At 68.8% G+C, this 19,258-nt stretch carries 19 protein-coding genes and 1 pseudogene; 7 read left to right on the top strand and 13 right to left on the bottom strand.

What is annotated here, in order from left to right; genetic code table 11:
• Positions 1-109: 109 nt before the first annotated feature.
• Positions 110-1,402 (bottom strand): isocitrate lyase, encoded by a 1,293-nt coding sequence (gene aceA / locus ACO6VK_RS16140; RefSeq protein WP_422508868.1) that lies wholly within the window; start codon positions 1,400-1,402, stop codon positions 110-112.
• A gap of 73 nt (positions 1,403-1,475) precedes the next feature.
• Positions 1,476-3,107, bottom strand: coding sequence for a malate synthase A (gene aceB, locus ACO6VK_RS16135; protein WP_422508866.1), 1,632 nt, complete (start codon positions 3,105-3,107; stop codon positions 1,476-1,478).
• Between the two features lie 108 nt (positions 3,108-3,215).
• On the opposite strand from aceB, the gene ACO6VK_RS16130 reads away from it, so the two are divergent.
• From ACO6VK_RS16130 to ACO6VK_RS16120, 3 genes are all read left to right on the top strand, one after another.
• On the top strand, positions 3,216-4,184 hold the full coding sequence (locus ACO6VK_RS16130; protein WP_422508864.1) for a LysR family transcriptional regulator: 969 nt from the start codon (positions 3,216-3,218) through the stop codon (positions 4,182-4,184).
• 10 nt (positions 4,185-4,194) lie between these two features.
• On the top strand, positions 4,195-5,100 hold the full coding sequence (locus ACO6VK_RS16125; RefSeq protein ID WP_422508862.1) for a LysR substrate-binding domain-containing protein: 906 nt from the start codon (positions 4,195-4,197) through the stop codon (positions 5,098-5,100).
• Positions 5,101-5,248: 148 nt separating this feature from the next.
• Positions 5,249-5,599 (top strand): hypothetical protein, encoded by a 351-nt coding sequence (locus ACO6VK_RS16120; protein ID WP_422508860.1) that lies wholly within the window; start codon positions 5,249-5,251, stop codon positions 5,597-5,599.
• Between the two features lie 21 nt (positions 5,600-5,620).
• On the opposite strand, the gene ACO6VK_RS16115 is transcribed toward ACO6VK_RS16120, so the two are convergent.
• Entirely contained in the window at positions 5,621-6,862 is a 1,242-nt protein-coding gene (locus ACO6VK_RS16115; protein WP_422508858.1) for an MFS transporter, read from the bottom strand.
• A 174-nt stretch (positions 6,863-7,036) separates the two neighbouring features.
• Positions 7,037-7,666 (bottom strand): signal peptidase I, encoded by a 630-nt coding sequence (lepB, locus tag ACO6VK_RS16110; RefSeq protein WP_422508856.1) that lies wholly within the window; start codon positions 7,664-7,666, stop codon positions 7,037-7,039.
• Between the two features lie 176 nt (positions 7,667-7,842).
• Here lepB and ACO6VK_RS16105 point away from each other — a divergent pair, with 176 nt between their 5' ends.
• Together ACO6VK_RS16105 and ACO6VK_RS16100 are read left to right on the top strand one after the other, a co-directional pair.
• Positions 7,843-8,259: a hypothetical protein gene (locus tag ACO6VK_RS16105; protein ID WP_136006694.1), complete on the top strand. Its 417-nt coding sequence runs from the start codon at positions 7,843-7,845 to the stop codon at positions 8,257-8,259.
• Between the two features lie 3 nt (positions 8,260-8,262).
• The gene (locus ACO6VK_RS16100; protein WP_422508854.1) at positions 8,263-8,712 is read left to right on the top strand and encodes a 3-dehydroquinate dehydratase; all 450 of its coding nucleotides are present in this window, start codon (positions 8,263-8,265) and stop codon (positions 8,710-8,712) included.
• A gap of 98 nt (positions 8,713-8,810) precedes the next feature.
• Here ACO6VK_RS16100 and dcp read toward each other — a convergent pair whose 3' ends face one another.
• From dcp to arfB, 3 genes are all read right to left on the bottom strand, one after another.
• Positions 8,811-10,967 carry a peptidyl-dipeptidase Dcp gene (dcp, locus tag ACO6VK_RS16095; protein ID WP_422508852.1) on the bottom strand — a complete coding sequence of 719 codons (2,157 nt, stop codon included), beginning with the start codon at positions 10,965-10,967 and terminating at the stop codon, positions 8,811-8,813.
• Between the two features lie 142 nt (positions 10,968-11,109).
• A complete protein-coding gene (locus ACO6VK_RS16090; RefSeq protein WP_422508870.1) occupies positions 11,110-11,670 on the bottom strand; it encodes a lysophospholipid acyltransferase family protein in 561 nt (186 codons plus the stop codon).
• 46 nt (positions 11,671-11,716) lie between these two features.
• On the bottom strand, positions 11,717-12,148 hold the full coding sequence (gene arfB / locus ACO6VK_RS16085) for an alternative ribosome rescue aminoacyl-tRNA hydrolase ArfB (protein WP_026070967.1): 432 nt from the start codon (positions 12,146-12,148) through the stop codon (positions 11,717-11,719).
• Positions 12,149-12,286: 138 nt separating this feature from the next.
• Here arfB and ACO6VK_RS16080 point away from each other — a divergent pair, with 138 nt between their 5' ends.
• The gene (locus ACO6VK_RS16080; protein ID WP_422508849.1) at positions 12,287-12,826 is read left to right on the top strand and encodes a DUF2059 domain-containing protein; all 540 of its coding nucleotides are present in this window, start codon (positions 12,287-12,289) and stop codon (positions 12,824-12,826) included.
• A gap of 24 nt (positions 12,827-12,850) precedes the next feature.
• Here ACO6VK_RS16080 and ACO6VK_RS16075 read toward each other — a convergent pair whose 3' ends face one another.
• The 3 genes from ACO6VK_RS16075 to ACO6VK_RS16065 all read right to left on the bottom strand — a co-directional run bounded on the left by ACO6VK_RS16075 (position 12,851) and on the right by ACO6VK_RS16065 (position 16,004).
• The gene (locus ACO6VK_RS16075) at positions 12,851-13,552 is read right to left on the bottom strand and encodes a pseudouridine synthase (RefSeq protein WP_422508847.1); all 702 of its coding nucleotides are present in this window, start codon (positions 13,550-13,552) and stop codon (positions 12,851-12,853) included.
• A 149-nt stretch (positions 13,553-13,701) separates the two neighbouring features.
• Complete coding sequence (gene ubiB / locus ACO6VK_RS16070) at positions 13,702-15,360, bottom strand: ubiquinone biosynthesis regulatory protein kinase UbiB (RefSeq protein ID WP_422508845.1); 1,659 nt, start codon at positions 15,358-15,360, stop codon at positions 13,702-13,704.
• Positions 15,357-16,004 carry a ubiquinone biosynthesis accessory factor UbiJ gene (locus ACO6VK_RS16065; protein WP_422508843.1) on the bottom strand — a complete coding sequence of 216 codons (648 nt, stop codon included), beginning with the start codon at positions 16,002-16,004 and terminating at the stop codon, positions 15,357-15,359. Before ACO6VK_RS16065 ends, ubiB begins: the two co-directional genes overlap by 4 nt.
• Here ACO6VK_RS16065 and ACO6VK_RS16060 point away from each other — a divergent pair.
• Positions 16,003-16,176: pseudogene (locus ACO6VK_RS16060) on the top strand (hypothetical protein); the annotation flags it as partial. The gene ACO6VK_RS16065 and the pseudogene ACO6VK_RS16060 overlap by 2 nt on opposite strands.
• Before the next feature lie 131 nt (positions 16,177-16,307).
• Here the strand turns inward: ACO6VK_RS16060 and ACO6VK_RS16055 are convergent.
• The 3 genes from ACO6VK_RS16055 to oleC form a co-directional block, all read right to left on the bottom strand.
• Entirely contained in the window at positions 16,308-16,463 is a 156-nt protein-coding gene (locus tag ACO6VK_RS16055; protein WP_411849477.1) for a DUF1328 domain-containing protein, read from the bottom strand.
• A gap of 61 nt (positions 16,464-16,524) precedes the next feature.
• The gene (gene oleD / locus ACO6VK_RS16050; protein WP_422508841.1) at positions 16,525-17,535 is read right to left on the bottom strand and encodes a 2-alkyl-3-oxoalkanoate reductase; all 1,011 of its coding nucleotides are present in this window, start codon (positions 17,533-17,535) and stop codon (positions 16,525-16,527) included.
• A complete protein-coding gene (oleC, locus tag ACO6VK_RS16045; RefSeq protein WP_422508839.1) occupies positions 17,532-19,187 on the bottom strand; it encodes an olefin beta-lactone synthetase in 1,656 nt (551 codons plus the stop codon). Before oleC ends, oleD begins: the two co-directional genes overlap by 4 nt.
• Between the last annotated feature and the right edge of the window lie 71 nt (positions 19,188-19,258).

Here is a 19,258-nt window from a genome sequence, read left to right as displayed (position 1 = left end):
TTGCCTCTCCCTCCACTAGCCCACCCCCCCCCCCCCCCCCCCCCCCTCCCTCCCCCCCCCCCCCCCCCCCCCCCCCGCCCCGGCCTTCCCTGGCCGCCCTTGGTGATCCTCAGGCCGCGCGCCCGGCGCTGAACTGCTCTTCCTCGGTCGACCCGGTCAGGGCGGTGGTCGAGGACTGGCCCTGCTGGATCGCCTGGGTGACGGCATCGAAGTAGCCGGTGCCGACCTCGCGCTGGTGCTTCACCGCCGTGAAGCCACGGTCGGCCGCGGCGAACTCGGCTTCCTGCAGTTCCACGAAGGCGCTCATCTGGCGGCGCGCGTAGCCGTGCGCCAGGTTGAACATGGAGTAGTTCAGGGCGTGGAAACCGGCCAGGGTGATGAACTGGAACTTGTAACCGTAGCTCGCGATCTCCTTCTGGAAGGTCGCGATGGTGGCGTCGTCCAGGTTCTTCTTCCAGTTGAAGCTGGGCGAGCAGTTGTAGGCCAGCAGCTTGCCCGGGAACTTCGCATGGATGGCTTCGGCGAAGCGGCGCGCGAACTCCAGGTCCGGCTTGCCGGTTTCACACCAGATCAGATCGGCGTACGGGGCGTAGGCGAGGCCGCGGCTGATCGCCTGGTCCAGGCCGTTGCGGGTCTTGTAGAAGCCTTCCACGGTGCGCTCGCCGGTGGCGAACGGCTGGTCGTTGGCGTCGATGTCGCTGGTCAGCAGGTCGGCCGCCTCGGCATCGGTACGCGCCACCAGCAGGGTGGGCACACCGAGCACGTCGGCCGCCAGGCGCGCGGCGTTCAGCTTCTCAATCGCCTCGCGGGTCGGCACCAGCACCTTGCCGCCCATGTGGCCGCACTTCTTCACCGAGGCCAGCTGGTCCTCGAAGTGCACGCCGGCGGCACCGGCCTCGATCATCGCCTTCATCAGTTCGAATGCGTTGAGCACGCCGCCAAATCCGGCCTCGGCGTCGGCCACGATCGGCTGCAGGAAGTCGATGTCGTCCTTGCCTTCGGCGTGGTGCAGCTGGTCGGCGCGCAGCAGGGTGTTGTTGATGCGCTTGACCACCGCCGGCACCGAATCGGCCGGATACAGCGACTGGTCCGGGTACATCTGGCCGGCCAGATTGGCGTCGGCCGCCACCTGCCAGCCGGACAGGTAGATCGCGTTGAGCCCGGCCTTGACCTGCTGCATGGCCTGGTTGCCGGTCAGCGCACCGAGCGCGTTGACGAAGTCCTTTTCGTGCAGGTACTTCCACAGCTTCTCCGCGCCCAGTCGCGCCAGCGAGTGCTCCACGTGCACGGTGCCGCGCAGGCGGACCACGTCGGCGGCGCTGTAGTTGCGCTGGATGCCGGCCCAGCGCGGGTCGGTGTTCCATTCGTGCTGGATCTGTTCGGCGGTCGGCAGCGTGCTCATGGCGTGTCTCCAGGGGTGCGATGGGTGCAGCGGGGCAGCGCCCCGCTCTACGGTTGGGAGGATGCGGGGTGGTTCAATCGATGCGGTCGTAAGCGGGCAGGGTCAGGAAGTCGGTGAGTTCGTCGCGGCGGCTGAGGTCGGCCAGCAGGGCGATGGCCTCCTCGATGCGCGCCGCACCGGGCAGCGCGCTGCGGTCGCCAAGGCGGGCCGGCAACTGGGCCAGGGTGGCGTCGAGCAGCGCCAGGTCGATGGCGGTGCCGTCGTCCAGGTGCTGCCCGCCGGTATGCAGCCACTGCCACAACTGGCTGCGGCTGATCTCGGCGGTGGCCGCGTCCTCCATCAGGTGGTGGATCGGCACGCAGCCGTTGCCATCCAGCCAGGCGGCCAGGTAGCGCACGCACACTTCCACGTTGCCCTCGAAGCCGGCGCGGGTGATGGTGCCGGCCGGGGCGGCGATCAAGGCGTCGCGATCCACCTGCACGTCGCGGCGCAGCACCTGGTGCTGGTTGGGCCCGGGCATGTGCGCGTCGAAGATCGCCTGGGCCACCGGAATCAGCGCCGGGTGCGCGACCCAGGTGCCGTCGTGGCCGGCGCTGACCTCGCGCAGCTTGTCCGCACGCACCCGCGCCATCGCCTGCTCGTTGGCGGCCGGATCGTGGTTGATCGGAATCTGCGCGGCCATGCCACCCATCGCGTGTGCGCCACGGCGATGGCAGGTCTTGATCAGCAGCTCCGAATACGCCTTCAGGAACGGCTGGGTCATGGTCACCTGGCCGCGCTCGGGCAGCACCTTGTCGCGATGGCGGCGGAAGGTCTTGATGTAGGAAAAGATGTAGTCCCAGCGCCCGCAGTTCAGGCCGACGATGCGGTCGCGCAGCGCATGCAGGATCTCGTCCATCTCGAACACTGCCGGCAGCGTTTCGATCAGCACGGTCACCTTGATCTGGCCGTGCGGCAGGCCGAGCATGCCCTCGATGTGCGACAGCGCGGTTTCCCACAGCGCGGCCTCTTCCATCGACTGCAGCTTGGGCAGGTAGAAGTACGGGCCGCGCTGGCGGCACATCAGAGTGCGGGCGTTGTGGTACGCGAACACCGCCGCATCGAACAGACCGCCGGCCAGCGGCTGGCCGTCGATGCGCACGTGTTTTTCGTCCAGGTGCCAGCCGCGCGGGCGCACGATCAGCACGGCCTGCTCGTTCAACGGGCGCAGTGCGTACTGCTTGCCGTTGGGCGCGGTATGGGTCAGGTCGCCGCGCACCGCACCGATCAGCGCCTGCTGGCCGGCCAGCAGGTTGCGCCAGGCCGGGGCGGTGGAATCCTCGAAGTCGGCCATGAACACCTTGGCGCCGGAGTTCAGGGCGTTGATGACCATCTTCGGATCGGTCGGTCCGGTGATCTCCACGCGGCGGTCCTGCAGAGCGTCCGGAATCGGCGCCACCGTCCAGTCGTCGGCGCGGATGGCGGCGGTATCGGTGCGGAAGTCGGGCAGGCCGCCGCCATCGAAGAACGCCTGGCGGGTCTGCCGCGCCTGCAGCCGGCGCTGGCGCTCGGGCTCCACCGCACGGTGCAGTGACACCAGCAGCGCCAGTACCCCGGCCGGCAGCAGCGCGGACTGGCCGGCGAGCTGGGTGGTGAGGGCGATGCCCGGCGTGGCCGGGGCGTCGGCAGGGGTGGGCTGGGCGGTGGCGTAAGCGACGGCGGACATGGACGACTCCTGCGGTGCGGTAGGGCTACACCGTGCGCCGCCGTATCTGTATTTGACAAAGCAGTTATTGCAATGCTTTACATAAGTAGTGCTTATACTCGTTACGCCATGCCTACACCGCGACCGCCAAGTCCCCGGTTTTCCTACAAATCCGATCGGCTGAAGCCGCTCCGGGCGTTCTGCCAGACGGTCCGTCTCGGCTCGGTCTCACGGGCCGCTGAGACGCTGTTCGTCAGCCAGCCGGCCATCAGCCAGCAGTTGCAGGCGCTGGAACGGGAGCTGGGGGTGGGCTTGTTCGAGCGCAGCGGGCGCCGGCTGGTACCCAGCCGCGAGGGCCAGCTGCTGTACGAGATGGCGCAGCCGCTGGTGGAGAACCTGGACGGGCTGGAGGCCAGCTTCCGCGACAAGGTGAAGGGGCTGGACGCCGGCGAGCTCAACATTGCCGCCAACAGCTCCACCATCCTGTACCTGCTGCCGCGCATCGTGGAGCGCTTCCGCCAGCGCCATCCGGATGTGCGCCTGACCCTGCACAACGCGATCAGCGCCGATGGCACCGACCTGCTGCGCAGCGACGCGGCCGACCTGGCGGTGGGCTCGATGACCGACGTGCCCGCCGACCTGAGCTACGCCCCGGCCTACCGCTTCGAGCAGGTGCTGATCACCCCGCCGGCGCATCCGCTGGCCACCCTGCCCGAGCTGACACTGGCGGCGATCTCGGCCTACCCGCTGGTGCTGCCACCCAAGCGCCAGATCACCTACCGCCTGGTCGACCAGGTGTTCCAGCGCCAGCGCGTGCCGTACACCGTGGCGCTGGAAGTGGGCGGCTGGGAGGTGATCAAGCAGTACGTGGCGATGGGCATGGGCATCTCGATCGTGCCGGCGCTGTGCCTCAACGATGCCGACCGCGACCGCCTGGCCACCCGCTCGATGAGCGCCTGGTTCCCCGAACGCAGCTACGGGGTGATCGTGCGCCGCGGGCGGTTCCTGTCGCCGCAGGCGCGTGCCTTCATCGAGCTGATCCAGCCGGACCTGTTCAGTCCGCGCAGCTATGATGAAAGCGGTCATTCCGAACGCTGACGCGCCTGCCATGTCGATCGAACTGCGCCACCTGCGTTACTTCCTGGCCGTGGCCGATACGCTGCACTTCGGGCGCGCCGCCGAACGTCTGGGCATGTCGCAGCCGCCGCTCAGCCAGCAGATCCGCCAGCTGGAACTCCTGCTCGGCGCGCGCCTGTTCCTGCGCGCCAACCGCCGCGTGGAGCTCACCGATGCCGGCCGCGTGCTGCAGGAGCAGGCCCGCGCGGTGCTGGAGCGGATGGACAAGGCGGTCGACCTCACCCAGCGCGCGCAGCGCGGCGAAACCGGCGAACTGCGCATCGGGCTGACCCGCGCCACGCCGCTGTCCACGCAGATTCCGCAGGCGATCTTCGCTTACCGGCAGCAGTTTCCGCAGGTGCAGTTGAAGCTGCGCGAGATGAACACCCTGCAGCAGATCGATGCCCTGATGGCCGGCGAACTGGATGTCGGGCTGATCCGCAAACGTGCGCTGCCGGCACCGTTGATGTCGCGCAAGCTGTTCAGCGATCCACTGGCGCTGGTGGTACACGACCAGCATCCGCTGGTGCGCGGGCTGCCCGCCGACGCGGCGGTGGCGTTGCGGCTGTTCGCGCACGAGCCGTTCGTCGGCTTTCTGCGCGAGGTCGGTGCCGGCATCCATGATCATGTCATCGCGCTATGCCGCAGCGCCGGGTTCACGCCGCGCATCGTGCAGGAGGCCGGCGAGGCCTCGACGCTGATCAGCTTGGCCGCGTCGGGACTGGGCGTCACGGTGCTGCCGTCGTCGTGTAGTCACATCCAGGTGGATGGGGCGCGGTTTGTGGCCCTCAGTGATCGTGCCGCCAGTTCGGAAGTGCACGTGGCCTGCCGCCGCGGTCCGGCGTCGCCGCTGATCGCGCACTTCACCCGGCTGCTGCAGGGCCAGGCCAACGGTTGAGCATCGGCGAGGCCGGCAGCCGCATGGAAACACCCCACACAAGGACAGCCATGTTGATCGGTAAACCACGTTCCATCTTCAATCCCTACGCGTGGTTGCCGGGTATGGCGAATCGAAGGTCTCCTTCCGCTCGCAGGGCCTGGATGTCGTGCTCAAGGTGGTCTACGAAAGAGAAATGCCCGGCGACGAGGCGATGGTGATGCTGACGCGGGAGATATGCTTCCGCCATGTGCATTCACTGATCAGGCTTCCGTTTCCGGGCAGCGCACTGTTCCGGTTCGATGCGGGATCAGGAGCGTTCCCGCTCGGTGAGCTGACCGAATTCCTGCAGTCCGACTGGGTCGCGGACAGCCTGGCGGCGTCGCGGGCGATCTCGTCCCATGCCCCGCCGTCGTTGAGACACTTCAGCATTCAGTTCATGGCTGAAAACGTGGCGTTCCACGTGCTGGCCGACGACGTCGTGCTGCTGGACGAGCGCCACGTAGCCGATCCACGCTAGGCGGTCCGGACGACGCTGCCGTCAGCGGCTGAGCGCCAGTGCGGCGGCGGCCGGTTGCACGCGCCGCCCCAGCCGCCAGGCGACGATACTGCCGGCCACGGTCAGCACGCCGACGAAGCCGCACACGCCCAGCCAGTCCCAGTGCGTGTAGAACACCCCGCCGAGTACGCCGGCCACGCTGGAGCCGAGGTAGTAGGCGAACAGGTACAGCGCCGATGCGTCGGCGCGCATCGCACCGGCGCGGCTGCCCACCCAGCTGCTGGCCACCGAGTGCCCGCCGAAGAAGCCGAAGGTCACCAGCGCGATGCCCGCGGCCATGCAGCCCAGCCACGGCAGCGCCAGCAGCGCGATGCCCAGCGCGATCAGCGCGTAGCAGATGGCCAGCACGCGGCTGCGGCCGTAGCGGTTGGCCTGCTGGCCCATCCACGCCGAGCTGAAGGTGCCGACCAGGTACACGCTGAAGATCAGGCCGACCACGGTCTGGCTCAGGCCGTACGGGGGCGCCATCAGGTGGTAGCCGAGGTAGTTGTAGAGGGTGACGAACACGCCCATCAGCACGAAGGCGGTGGCGAACAGCAACGGCAGGCCGGGGTCGGCAAACAGGCTGCGCCAGCGCGCCGGCAGTTCACGCAGGCCGCTGCGGCGGCTCTGGAAATGGCGCGACGGCGGCAGCTGGACCCACAGCAGCAGCGTGCTCGCCACCGCGATCAGCGAGACCACGCCGATGCCCCAGCGCCAGCCCCAGTGGTCGGCGACGATGCCGGCGATGAGGCGCCCACTCATGCCGCCGATGGCGTTGCCGCCGATGTACAGGCCCATCGCCAGGCCGAGCGCGCGGCTGTCCATTTCCTCGGCGAGGTAGGTCATGCCCACCGCCGGTACGCCGCTCAGCGCGATGCCGAGCAATGTCCGCAGCACCAGCAGGGTGGACCAGTCATCCACCATCGCGGTGGCCAGGGAGAGCACGCTGGACGCCAGCAGCGCGGCCACCATCACGCTGCGACGGCCGATGCGGTCGGAGACCAGCCCGGCGATCAGCATCGACACCGCCAGCAGGCCCGTGCTGAGCGACAGCGTCAACGCGCTGCTGGCCGCAGACACGCCGAAGTGCCGGCTGAACTCGGGCAGCAGCGGCTGCACGGTGTAGAGCAGGCCGAAGGTGGAGAAACCGGCCAGGAACAGCGCTGCTGCGGTGCGTCGGAACGCGGGGGTGCCCTGCTCGATGCGGGAGGTGGGCGTCAGGGCTGCGGTGTCGCCGTTCATTGCGTCAGGGCCCTGGGGGCGGGCCGGTGCGTAGGAATCAGCGGTCAGGATAGGCAGCCGTTACAGGACGATCCATAACCTGAACTGTCTTGATTGAGACGTTTTAGATATCGATACAGGTTCGGCACGTGCCCCCACTGCAGTGGGGACAGGTGCGGAATGCCGTTGGGCCCGTTACAGCGCCTGCCAGGTGAACCCGTCGCCACGGCGCCAATAGACGCGGGACGCCTTGCCGTACAGCGCCGAGGCATCGACCAGGCCGAAGAAGCGGCCGTCCAGGCTGTTGCCGCGGTGGTCGCCCAGCATCAGCACCTTGCCGGCCGGCACGGTCAGGCCAGCGATGTCGGGGCCGCCGCCCTGACCGAGGTCGAGCTGGGCCAGATGGGTCCCGAAGTCCTCGACCTCGCCCTGGCTGGCGTCGGCCAGCGGGCGGTCGTTGATGCTCAGGTGGCCATCGCGCAGTTCAACCCGGTCGCCACCGACGGCGGCGATGCGCTTGATCAGGCGGACGCCGTCGCGCGGCGAATCGAACACGGCCACATCGCCGCGCTGCGGCGTGCCGGTGGCCATCAGCTGCAGGTCGGTGAACGGCAGGCGCAGGCCATAGGCGCGCATGTCCACCACCACGCGGTCGCCCGGCATCAGGGTGTGCTGCATCGAACCGCTGGGCACCTGGTAGTGGTTGGCCAGGGTGTCGCGCGCGGCCGCGAGCAGGCCCAGCATCACCAGCAGCGGCACGGCTTCCTTCTTCAGCCAGTGCAGTACGCGGTTGTGCCCTTCGGGGGTGGCGGCGTGGGTGTCCATGTCAGCGCTCGGTGGGTAGTGGCGGTGTGACCGCGACGGCAGCCGGCAAGTTCCCGGCACCGCACCGAAAGCTACGCGGTCTTTACGTGGCCACGGCGTGCCCGGCATGGCAGTTTTACGGCCTGCGGCCGCATCGTGGCACCACCGCGCCGCAGGGCGCTCCAACGAGGTGTTCCATGACCATCCTGCTGATCCGGCACACGCCGCCGAGCGCGGCGCCGGATGCCGCGCCGCTGCCTGCCCGGGTCGCCGGGCACCGCCTGGCCTGCCATGACTGCGACTCGCTGCCGGCGCTGGTGCGCTGCCTGCAGGCCGCACGACGCAGCCGCCCGGCCTGGGTGCTGATCGCCACCACCGCCGTGGCGGCCCCGCAGTGGGCCCGGTACGGTGCAGCCGTGCGCGCGGCGCTGGACGCGCTGCCGGCGCCGTACATCGAGATGGCCAGCAACGACGATGACGCCCTGGATGACCGCCTGCACCCGCAGCACGCGCCGGCGGCACGGGTGGTGTGTGGCCGCAGCCGCGAGGAAGCCTGCCGGCTGTCGCTGGCGATCGCCGCGCGCCGCCTGCAGCCCGCCGTGGGGAGTGCCTGAGCCATGTCGATCTTCATCATCCGTGGCCCGGAAGCCAGTGGCGCGCTGATCCGCACCGCGGTGCCGCTGCCGGCGCTGGTGCTCAAATCGCTGGTGCACCGCGCGATCGACGCCGGTACCACCGTGGCGATCCGCGCCTGCGGGTCGGAACAGGAACTGCTGGACGCGCTGCGCGTGGCCGACCACAGCCGGGGGGAAGTCACCCTGCTCGATCCGGGCGCGTGTGTGGGCAGCGTGCGCCTGCAGCGGCTGCTGCCGCACCTGCGCAATCCGTATGTGGAGGTGCACGACGACGATGCGCGCACGCCGGAAGCCTGTCTGCCGGCCGATGCCGGCCAGCGCATCGGTGTGGCACACGGCTACTGCGCGCAGAGTTACGTGCACGCACTGGAGATCGCGCTGGACCACCTGGGCTGCAGCGAACTGCGCGAAGGCGTGCACGTGGGAACGTGATCGCGCGGGGGTGATGCCGGACGCACGAACGGCAGGGTTTCCCCTGCCGTTCGCGTCGAACCAATCGGAGTACCGACCAACGGCAGGTACCTGCCGCGTTACTTCAGGCCGCGGTTGACCAGCAGCGGTTCCACCGACGGGTCCTTGCCGCGGAACTCGCGGTAGAGGTCGGCCAGTTCCACGCTGTTGCCGCGCGAGAGGATCTTGTCGCGGAACACCTGCCCGTTCTCCGGGGTCAGGCCGCCGTGTTCCTTGAACCACTCGAAGGTGTCATGGTCGAGCACTTCGGCCCAGAAGTAGGCGTAGTAGCCGGCCGAATAGCCGCCGCCCCAGATGTGGTCGAAGTAGGTGGTGCGGTAACGCGGCGGCACCTGGGCCAGGTCGACCTTGTACTTCTTCAGCGCGGCCGCTTCAAACGGTGCCACGTCCTGCAGCGGCGCGTCGGCCGGCTGGGTGTGCCAGGCCAGGTCGAGCAGCGCGGCCGAGAGGTACTCGGTGGTCGCGTAGCCCTGGTTGAAGGTGCGTGCCTTGAGGATCTTGTCGACCAGGGCCTGCGGCATCGGTTCGCCGGTCTTGTAGTTCTTGGCGTAGTTGGCGAACACCTTGGGGTCCAGCGCCCAGTGCTCGTTGAACTGCGAGGGGAACTCGACGAAGTCGCGCGAGGTGCTGGTGCCGGCAATCGACGGGTACTTCACCTTCGAGAACATGCCGTGCAGCGCATGGCCGAACTCATGGAACATGGTGGTCACGTCATCGAAGCTGAGCAGCGCGGGCTGGCCGGCGGCGGGCTTGGTGAAGTTGCACACGTTGTAGACCACCGGCTTGGCGCCGGTCAGGCCGTCCTGTTCGACGAACACGTCCATCCAGGCGCCACCGGACTTGCTGTCGCGCTTGAAGTAGTCGGTGTAGAACAGGGCCAGCGAGGTGCCGTCCTTGTCGAACACTTCGTAGACCTTCATGTCCGGGTGGTAGGTCGGGATGTCGGTACGCGGCTTGAAGGTGATGCCGTAGAGCTGGGTGGCGGCGTAGAAGACGCCGTTCTGCAGCACGTTGTCCATCTCGAAGTACGGCTTGATCTGCGATTCGTCCAGATCATACTGGGCCTTGCGCACCTGCTCGGCGTAGAAGTCCCAATCGGAGGCAGCCAGCTTGAAGCCGCCCTTCTGTGCGTCGATGACCTTCTGCATCTCGGCGATTTCGCCGCGTGCCTTGGCGGTGGCGGCGGGCACGGTATCGGTCAGCAGCTTGAGCGCGGCGGCCGGGGTCTTGGCCATCTGATCGGCCAGGCTGTAGGCGGCGTAGTTCTCGAAGCCAAGCAGCTTGGCCTTCTGCGCACGCAGCTGGGCCAGACGCTGCACGGTCTGCCGGGTGTCGTTGGCATCGCCCTTCTCGGCGCGGGTTTCCGACGCCTTGAGCACAGCGGCGCGCTGGTCGCGGTCGCTCAGCGAGGCCAGCACCGGCTGCTGGGTGGTGTTCTGCAGCGGCAGCACGTACTTGCCGTCCAGCTTGCGGTCCTTGGCGTCGGCGGCGGCGGTGTTGATCGCACCCTCGTCCAGGCCGGCCAGCTTGGCCTTGTCATCGACAACCACGGCACCGGCGGCGGTCGCGGCCACCAGACGGGTGTGGAACTGCGTGGCCAGCGTGGTTTCTTCCACGTTGAGCTTGCGCAGGGAGGCCTTGTCGGCATCGTTGAGCTGCGCGCCGGCGCGGACGAATTCCTGGTAATCACGCTCGACCAGGCGCTTCTGCACAGGGTCCAGGCCCAGGGCGTCGCGCTGGTCGTACACGGTCTTGATGCGGGCAAACAGCTTCGGGTCGAGGTTGATCTCGTCCTGGTGCTCGGCCAGCTTGGGCGCCACTTCTTCCTGGATCTTCTGGCGCGCGTCGTTGGTATCGGCCTGGACCAGGCCGAAGAAGATGCGCGACACGCGGTTCAGGGTTTCGCCGCTGCGCTCCAGCGCTTCGATGGTGTTGTCGAAGGTGGCCGGCTCGGGGTTGTCGGCGATCTTGCGGACCTCGGCCAGGTGCTGCTTCATGCCTTCATTGAAGGCAGGCAGGTAATCGCTGTCCTTGATCCTGTCGAACGGCGGCGCCTGGTACGGCAGCGTGCTGGCGCTCAACAGGGGATTGGTGGAGGCCTCGGCCGGCTGCTGCGCGGCGGGGCTCTGGGTATCGGTCACGGGGGTGGACTCCTTGCCGGAACAAGCCGCCAGCGCCAGGCTGATGGCAGCGGCCAAAACTACGGTACGCGACATGAAACGGGCTCCTTGGAAGGGGGTGCGGCTGCGGAAAACCACAGCCGGTCACCCTACTCCGATTGCCCGTGGGCAGCATGTGCCGGACGTGGCGTCTGGCTGTGCACGCCCCGGCACCCGCGGGGGCGGGGCCGGGCGGCGCTCAGACGGTGCCGCGGTTCTTGCCCTGCCAGGGGCGGTAGTACTCACGGATGGCCGCCATGTCGGCGGCATCGTCGCCGCTGGAGTAGAACAGCGGGCCGATCCCGATGGTCTTCTCGGGGTAGTGGAAGTACGCGGCCAGCACCGGCACGTCGGCCATCCGCGCGATCTTCAGGAAGCCGGCCTTCCAGTGGGTCACCGCCTTGCGGGTGCCCTCGGGGGTGATGGCATACCACATGCGCTCGGAGCCCTTGATCAGGCTGACGGCCTGCTCGACGGTGCCCTGCGGCGAACTGCGGTCCAGCGGAATCACGCCCAGGGCGCGCAGCAGCGGCGACAGCGGCCACCAGAACAGCGAGGCCTTGCCCAGCACTTTGACCTGCATGCCCAGTGCGATCTTGGCGGCCATGCCCCAGAACCCGTCCCAGTTGGAGGAATGCGGGGCCACGATGAAGACCAGCTTGGGCACGTCCGGGAAGGTGCCGACCACTTTCCAGCCACCCAGGCGCAGCGTGCAGCGGGCCAGCCAGCGCAGGAAGCGGTTGGGTTTGACCTGCGGCATGTTGGGCGGAACGGCCGGCAACAGCGGACTTCGGTTGTTCAAGCGATCACTCCCAATTGCGTGTGGTGCGCCCGCGCTTGATCTGCGCGCGGCCCTTTTTTTCATCCAGGCGACGCAGCTTCGCGCCGTACGAGGGCTTGGTGGCCACCCGTGGCTTGGGCACGCTGAGGCTGGCCTGGATGAAGGCGGCCAGGCGCTCGCGCGCATCCTCGCGGTTGCGGTCCTGGGTACGGAAACGCTGGGCGTCGATGACCAGCACGCCCTCGCCGGTCATGCGCCGGTCACGCCGCGCCAGCAGGCGCGTGCGCAGCGGTTCGGGCAGGGACGGCGAATTGGCCACGTCGAACCGCAGTTCCACCGCAGTGGAGACCTTGTTGACGTTCTGCCCGCCGGCCCCGCTGGCGCGCACGAAACGCTCGACGATCTCCGTGTCCGGAATCGACAAGTGCGCGCTGACGGTGATCGGCCCGGTTCCCATGCGGCGCATTGTAAGGGGGGCAACGCCTGCGGGGCGACTGCAACATCTCCGATGAGGCCGATAACGTCCTCAAACTACCGCCTGATGACGGCCTGGAAGGTATGCTCGGGGTTCCATGCACTGCAGGATGCCCCGCACATGCTTTCGATCCACCCGCCGGCCCGCCGTGGCCTGACCCGTTTCGCCCTGGCCCTGGTGCTGGGGCTGGCTGCGATCGCCCCGGCCATCGCCGCCCCTCCGTCGGACGCCGACATCAACCGCCTGCTGGCCGCCTCGCGCGCGCAGAGCATGCTCGACACCATGCTGCCGCAGATCGAGGCGATGCAGCGCCAGCAGTTCGCCCAGGTGGCCCAGCAGCGCGACCTCGACGATGCCCGCAAGGCGCAGCTGCAGCGGATCGAGCAGCGCACCAACCAGACCATCCGCCAGGCGCTGTCGTGGCAGCAGCTGCGGCCGATGTACGTGGACCTGTACAAGAAGACCTTCAGCAAGGAAGACGTGCTGGCGATGGCGGAGTTCTACGAGAGCGCGGCCGGCCAGAGCCTGCTCGACAAGACCCCGGCGCTGATGCAGAACGTGATGGTCGCCATCCAGGACAAGATGCAGCCGCTGTTCGTGGACCTGCAGAAGGACCTGGAAGCGATCGTCAACGAAGAGACCGCGCCGGCAAAGAAGTGACGCAACGGCGGCGGCCGTAGCGGTTTACCAGCCGAACAGGTCCATCGCCTTGCGGAACTCGCCGTCCACCGGCGCGCTGACATCCATCGGCGTGCCATCGGGGTGCGGGAAGCGCAGGCGCTCGGCGTGCAGCAGCATGCGGTGGATGCCCTGCATACGGAAACTGCGGTTGTGGCGACCATCGCCGTGGCTGGTGTCGCCGATCAGGTGATGCGACAGGTGCTTGAGATGCCGGCGGATCTGGCGGAAGCGCCCGGTCTGCGGCTGGCAGCGCAGCAGCGCATAACGCGAGGTCTCGAACTCGCCGACCGGCACCGCGATCTCGCCCACGGCCACGCGCTGGAAGTGGGTGATGGCCTGCTTCTTGACCGGCTTGCCGGGGCCACCGTCCAGGTCGTGGTCGACGGTGAACGCCTCCTCGCCCGGCCAGCCGCGGCAGATCGCCAGGTAATCCTTGGCCACATCGCCGCCCATCAACGACTTGCCGAGCGCACTGGCGCTCTCGCGGTCGAAGGCGAGCAGCAGGCAGCCGCTGGTGGCGCGGTCCAGCCGGTGGACAAGGAAGATGGGCTTGCCGAGCTGGTCGCGCAGGCGGTCGGCGAGGAAGTCGTCCTCGCCACGGGCCAGCTTGCTGTCATGGACCATCAGGCCGGCGGGTTTGTTGACCACCGCCAGGCGGTCGTCGAGGTGCAGCAGCTGCAGGGGGGCGGTATCGGTGTCGTTCACTGACCGATTATCCCCGTCGCGGGGGGGGAGCACAACTCACAAAAAACCACGAAGGGTGGGGTGCGACAGGCCAACCCCACTGACTCTCTATCCCCGTCGCACTCCGAATCCGCAGTCAACGGAACTCCACCCGGTGCGGTGCGCGCCGGTCAGCGCCGCCACCAGGCACTGGCCAGCGAGAACAGGCCCGCCGCGCCGCTCACCCAGCTCCATACCGGCGCATCGCCGAAATACCAGCCGCCGGGCTGCATGCCGTACAGCACGGCCGCGACGATCAGCAGGCCGACGCCGGCGATCGCGGCGACCGCACGCTTCTGCAGTTTCTGCAGATTGCTGTTCAAGGCCACCAGGTCCTGCGAACGCATCGACAGTTCGTGCCCGCCTTCGACCTGCTGCTTCAGCCAGGCATGCACCAGGCGCGGCATGTCCGGGGTGTGGGTCATGATTTCCGGCAGGCGCTTGCGCAGTTCCTTCATCACCCGGCGCGGGCTGTACCGCTCGCGCAGGATGCGTTCGAGCACCGGCCGCGCCACCGCCCAGATGTCCAGCTGCGGGTCGAGCTGGCGGCCCACGCCTTCGATGTTGAGCAGGGTTTTCTGCAGCAGGATCAGCTGCGGCTGCAGGGTGAGCTGGTAGCGCTGGGCGACGCGGAACAGCTTCATCAGCACTTCGGCCAGCGAGATCTGCGACAGCGGGCGGGTGAAGTACGGCTCGCATACCGAGCGCGCCGCGGCTTCCAGCTCGTCGATGCGCACGTTGTTGGGCATCCAGCCGGCTTCGACGTGAAGCTCGGCCATGCGCCGGTAGTCCTTGTTGAAGATGGCCATGAAGTTCTCGGCCAGGTAGTACTGATCTTCCTGCGAGAGCTGCCCCATGATGCCGAAGTCCAGCGCGATGAAACGCGGGTTGTCGCGGCGCGCCGGATCCAGGTCGACCCAGATGTTGCCGGCATGCGCATCGGCGTGGAAGAAGTTGTCGCGGAACACCTGGGTGTAGAACACCCGCACGCCCTTGGCGGCCAGCGCCTTGCGGTCGATACCGGCCTTGTCCAGCGCGACGATGTCGTCGGACGGAATGCCCCAGACACGCTCCAGGGTCAGCGCGCGCTCGGCGGTGTGGCTCCAGATCACCTCGGGCACGTACAGGTCGTCCGAGTCGATCCAGTTGCGGCGCAGGACACTGGCGTTGGCGCCTTCGCGCTGCAGGTCCAGCTCGGCTGCCAGGGTGTTCTCCACCTCGGCCACCACTTCGCGCGGGCGGATCTTGTCGGCGCGCGGGTGGGTGCGTTCGACCAGCGCGGCGGCCGATTTCAGCAGCGCGATGTCGGCGTCGATCTGTTTTTCGATGTCCGGGCGCAGCACCTTGACCACCACCTGGCGGCCATCGGCCAGCGTGGCCGCGTGCACCTGCGCGATCGAGGCCGAGGCCAGCGGCTGCAGATCGAAACTGGCGAACGCCTCGCTGACCGGGCGGCCGAGCGCTGCCTCGACGATGCGCTGGGCGGTATCGCCGTCGAACGGTTTGACCCGGTCCTGCAGCAGGGTCAGTTCGTTGGCCACGTCGGCCGGGATCAGGTCGCGGCGGGTGGACAGGATCTGCCCGAACTTGACGAAGATCGGCCCCAGATCCTGCAGCGCCAGGCGCAGCCGCGCACCGCGCGACTGTGCGGCGATGTCGGCCGAGGCGCGCGGCACGAACGGCTTGGCCAGGCGCAGCCAGCGCTCGGCCGGGGTGCCGTCGAGCAGGTCGTCGAGGCGGTAGCGCAGCAGCACCCGGCCGATCCGGCTGGCGCGGAACATCGCCTTCATGCGCGCACCTGGCGCTGGCGGACGCGCTGCACGCGCACGGTCAAACGTTCCACATCGTCGCGCAGCACATCCACGTCGTCGTGGAAGGCCTCCAGCTCAGCACGCGCTACCACGTCGCGGGACTCCTCGGTGACAAATTCAGCGGCGCTGTGCGCCAGGTCGGACGCGCCACGGCGCGCATGCTGCAGGGCCGAGCGCAGCGCCAGGGCGATCTGCACGCCGAGCACCTCGCCAAACACCCGCACGAACGGCAACTGCCAGTCCGGGTCGTAGCGGCTGGCGAGCTGCTGCAGGCGGCGCGCCAGTTCGGCATCGCCGGCCACCTTGACCCGCCCCGCCGGGGCATCGCCGCCGCGCCGTGCGTTGGCCAGGAACGGCAGCTGCGCCAGCACCCCGCCCAGCGAACTGCGCACGGCCAGATCCGGTTCCTGGCCCGGATCCACCGGCCCCACCGTCAGGCGCTGCCCGGCCACGCCGATGCGCATCGCCAGCGCAGGCGCGTCCAGGGTCAGGGCGATATGGCGGCCATCCAGCGCGCCCAGCGCGCTGCCGGTGTCCGGGTCCAGCGCCACGGCGCGGTTGAGCGCCACTTCCAGCGCGTGGCCGGCCAGGGGCTTGAGGGAGGAGAGCAGGGAACGAGCCATCGCCGCATTCTACCGCGCCCCCTTGAACGGCGGTCGTTCGGCCGAACACGACGTCTCGCTGCAGTCGGCGGAGAACATCGTCGATGCGCTGGACACGGATCGCTTTGACGTCACCCTGATCGCGCTGCACGCCTCCGGCCACGCGGTGGCGGTGCTGCCCAGGGCTCGTCGGTGGGCGGGCTGCAGCACGCCCTTGCGACGACGGCCTGAACCCTTTGCAGGATCCAGGCCGTCGCGGTCACGCGCGGTCAGGCGCGTTGCCCGGGTCCCGCGCCGGAGAGAAGGCGCGGGCCGGGGGGCGCACTATCCGCGCTTGCGGAACATCGACACCACGGCAAGGATCAGGAACACCACGAACAGGATCCAGGCGATGCTGCTGGCGGTACCGGCAATGCCGGAGAAGCCCAGCACCGCCGCGATGATGGCGATGACGAAAAAGATTACGGCGTAGTGCAGCATGTCTATCCTCGCGTGATGCGTGCCGGATTGGCGTGCTGCCATCGTTACCGACCGGCGGTGTTCAGCAAGTGACGGGAAGTTCGCCGCGCGATGAAGCCTTCAGCCTCGTGAGCCCTTCGTCAATGCTCACCAGCGGCACGTAACCGAAGTCGCGTCGCGCCGGTTCCATGCTGTACCAGTGCGGCGTGCACAGCTGCTCGGCGAGGAAGCGCGTCATCGGCGGCTCACCACGCAGCCGCAGCAGCGGCCACAGCCGCTCGGCCACCGCACCGATGCGGTAGGCGGTCTTGAAGCTGATCGACTTTTCCACGGCCGGTGCTCCAACCGCGGCCAGCAGCTTGTTGAGCAGCTCGCGCATCGGCAGCGGCTCGCCGTTGGAAATGAAGTACGCCTTGCCGGCACACGCCGCGCCGGGCGCCAACGCGTCGAAGGCCAGGAAGTGGGCGAGCGCGGCGTTGTCGATGTAGGTGGTGTCGACCTTGTTGAGGCCATCGCCGACGAAGCGCAGGCGGCCGGCACGCGCGCGCTCGGCCAGGCGCGGCACCAGCTGCTGGTCGCCCGGTCCCCAGATCAGGCGCGGGCGCAGCGCCACGGTGGCCAGGGTGGCGTCGTTGGCGGCGAGCACGCGCTGTTCGGCGATGGTCTTGGTGGCCGCGTACGGCGCCTGGAAGTCTTCGCCGTACGGCACTTCGTCGGCGCCCAGTCCTTCCACCGGGTGCGTGGCACGATGGGTCACGCTGGGCGTGGAGGTGTAGACCAGGCGGCCGACGCCGTGCGCGCGGCAGGCCGCGATCACGTTGTCGGTGCCGACCACGTTGGCCTGGAAGTAGCTGTCGTAGCTGCCCCATGCACCGGCCTTGGCGCCGTTGTGGAATACCGCATCGACGCCGGCCACCGCGTGCCGCACGGCATCGGGGTCGGCGAGGTCGCCACGGATCTGGCCAACCCCCAGTGCCTGCAGTGCCGGGTAGTGGCTGCGGTTGAAGGCGAGCACCTGGTGGCCGCGCTCGACCAGGCCGCGGCACAGGGCCTGGCCAAGGAAACCACCGCCGCCGGTGACGAGGATCTTCATGCGTGCTGTTCCATTCGGGTGGCGGCCCAGATCGCCAGCTTCTCGCGGCCGATCTTGGCGTTGTGGCGGATATCGACCGGGAAGCCCGGGTGCGGCAGGAACACCTCGATGCGTGCGGTATGCGCATGCGCGGCCGCTTCTACCCGCAGCTGCTCGCGCAGGGCAGGCGAATCGGCAACGCCGGGCTGCAGTTCATAGCACAGCACCGGGCGCTGCCGTCCGGCCGCGCCGACGCCCACCAGCGCGGTACGCGCAATGTCCTGCAGCGCGTTGAACACCGGCTCCACCTGCTCGGTGTAGAGCGGACCCTGCGCAGTTTCCACGCGCTGGGTCTTGCGCCCGCAGAACCACAGCCGGCCCTGCGCGTCGAAGTAGCCGACGTCGCCCATGCGGTGCACCACGCGCGTGCCGCCCGCGGGCAGGGATTCGACGATCTTGGCTGCGGCGGTGGCCTGCGGCCGGTTGAAGTAGCTGTCGGTCGCGGTGGGACCGGCCACCGTGATCTCGCCGACGCTGCCGGCCGGCAGCACGCGCGCCTGCGACCACTCGGCCAGCGGGGCGTCGTCGATGGCGATGATGCGCACCTCGTTGGGCGCCACCACCGCGCCCACGCAGGTGCCGGCGCCGGTCTCGGTGGCCGCCCGCGTGCTCTCCAGCTCGCGGCCTTCGATCACCGCTACGGGCAGGCACTCGGTGGCGCCGTAGGGCGTCCAGAACTGCGCATCCGGCGGCAGCAGACGGCGGATCCGCGCCACCACGTCCGGCGGCACCGGCGCACCGGCCGAGGTCACGCGGCGCACCGTGGGCAGCGGCTGGCCGTGGTCGGCCAGCACCCGCATCAGTGCCGGCGAGCCGAACAGCTGGGTCACCCCGAAACGGGCGATCGCGTCATGCAGCTTGCGCGGGTCGGCCTTGGCCGGTCGGGTGGGGTCCATGTCCGGGATCACCGAGGTCAGCCCCAGTGCCGGATCGAACAGGGCAAACGGCGGGAAGGTGGGCAGGTCCACGCCCCCCGGTTCCATGCCGAACGCGGCGCGCAGCAGATCGACCTGGCCGACGAAATGGCGGTGGCGGTAGACCACGCCCTTGGGAACGCCGGTGGAGCCGGAGGTGAACAGGATCGCCGCCACGTCCTCGCCGTCGGTATCGGCCATCGGCTGTGGCGCACGTGCGCCGGCGGCCTCCAGCCGGGCCAGGGTGGTGCCGCCCCAGCCCCAGCGCCGGCCGACGGTGACCAGGGTGGTCGCCGAGGGGCACCAGCGCAGCACCTTGCGCGCCACGTGGGCCAGGCCGATGCCGATGAAGGCCTGCGGCTGCGCTTCGTCCAGGCACTGGCGCAGCGCGCGCCTGTCGATGCCCGGGTCGACCAGCACCGGCACCGCGCCGTTCCTGAACAGCGCGAACATCAGCAGGAAGAACTCCGGGGAGGGCCGCACCATGACCACCGCGCGCACGCCGCGGCCGATGCCGTAGGCAGCCAACCCGGCGGCCATCGCGTGGCTGCGGGCATCCAGGGTGCGGTAATCCAGGGTCACGTCGTATCGCGCCATGCCGCCGGGGCCGGGCTTGCCGGGGCAGCGGATGGCGATCTGGTCGGGGCGCTCGCGGGCCAGCTCGGGCAGGCGGGCGGCGATGTTGGTGGCGCTGTTCATCCGTTCATTGTCGCCGCTGCAGAAAATTCTTGCGCGCCGGGCGGCAGCGTGGAAAATTCGCGCCCTTCCCT

It is taken from the genome of Stenotrophomonas sp. GZD-301 (genome assembly GCF_049310345.1).
GTDB lineage: Bacteria > Pseudomonadota > Gammaproteobacteria > Xanthomonadales > Xanthomonadaceae > Stenotrophomonas.
Note: the sequence above shows the minus strand (reverse complement) of the source record. Positions and strands in the feature narration are given on the sequence as shown.

Bases quoted from the DNA above. Each gene is read 5' to 3' on its own strand.
- aceA (WP_422508868.1), bottom strand. From the start codon at position 1,402: ATGAGCACGCTGCCGACCGCCGAACAGATCCAGCACGAATGGAACACC.
- aceB (WP_422508866.1), bottom strand. From the start codon at position 3,107: ATGTCCGCCGTCGCTTACGCCACCGCCCAGCCCACCCCTGCCGACGCC.
- ACO6VK_RS16130 (WP_422508864.1), top strand. From the start codon at position 3,216: ATGCCTACACCGCGACCGCCAAGTCCCCGGTTTTCCTACAAATCCGAT.
- ACO6VK_RS16125 (WP_422508862.1), top strand. From the start codon at position 4,195: ATGTCGATCGAACTGCGCCACCTGCGTTACTTCCTGGCCGTGGCCGAT.
- ACO6VK_RS16115 (WP_422508858.1), bottom strand. From the start codon at position 6,862: ATGAACGGCGACACCGCAGCCCTGACGCCCACCTCCCGCATCGAGCAG.
- lepB (WP_422508856.1), bottom strand. From the start codon at position 7,666: ATGGACACCCACGCCGCCACCCCCGAAGGGCACAACCGCGTACTGCAC.
- ACO6VK_RS16105 (WP_136006694.1), top strand. From the start codon at position 7,843: ATGACCATCCTGCTGATCCGGCACACGCCGCCGAGCGCGGCGCCGGAT.
- ACO6VK_RS16100 (WP_422508854.1), top strand. From the start codon at position 8,263: ATGTCGATCTTCATCATCCGTGGCCCGGAAGCCAGTGGCGCGCTGATC.
- dcp (WP_422508852.1), bottom strand. From the start codon at position 10,967: ATGTCGCGTACCGTAGTTTTGGCCGCTGCCATCAGCCTGGCGCTGGCG.
- ACO6VK_RS16090 (WP_422508870.1), bottom strand. From the start codon at position 11,670: ATGCCGCAGGTCAAACCCAACCGCTTCCTGCGCTGGCTGGCCCGCTGC.
- arfB (WP_026070967.1), bottom strand. From the start codon at position 12,148: ATGGGAACCGGGCCGATCACCGTCAGCGCGCACTTGTCGATTCCGGAC.
- ACO6VK_RS16080 (WP_422508849.1), top strand. From the start codon at position 12,287: ATGCTTTCGATCCACCCGCCGGCCCGCCGTGGCCTGACCCGTTTCGCC.
- ubiB (WP_422508845.1), bottom strand. From the start codon at position 15,360: ATGAAGGCGATGTTCCGCGCCAGCCGGATCGGCCGGGTGCTGCTGCGC.
- ACO6VK_RS16065 (WP_422508843.1), bottom strand. From the start codon at position 16,004: ATGGCTCGTTCCCTGCTCTCCTCCCTCAAGCCCCTGGCCGGCCACGCG.
- ACO6VK_RS16055 (WP_411849477.1), bottom strand. From the start codon at position 16,463: ATGCTGCACTACGCCGTAATCTTTTTCGTCATCGCCATCATCGCGGCG.
- oleD (WP_422508841.1), bottom strand. From the start codon at position 17,535: ATGAAGATCCTCGTCACCGGCGGCGGTGGTTTCCTTGGCCAGGCCCTG.
- oleC (WP_422508839.1), bottom strand. From the start codon at position 19,187: ATGAACAGCGCCACCAACATCGCCGCCCGCCTGCCCGAGCTGGCCCGC.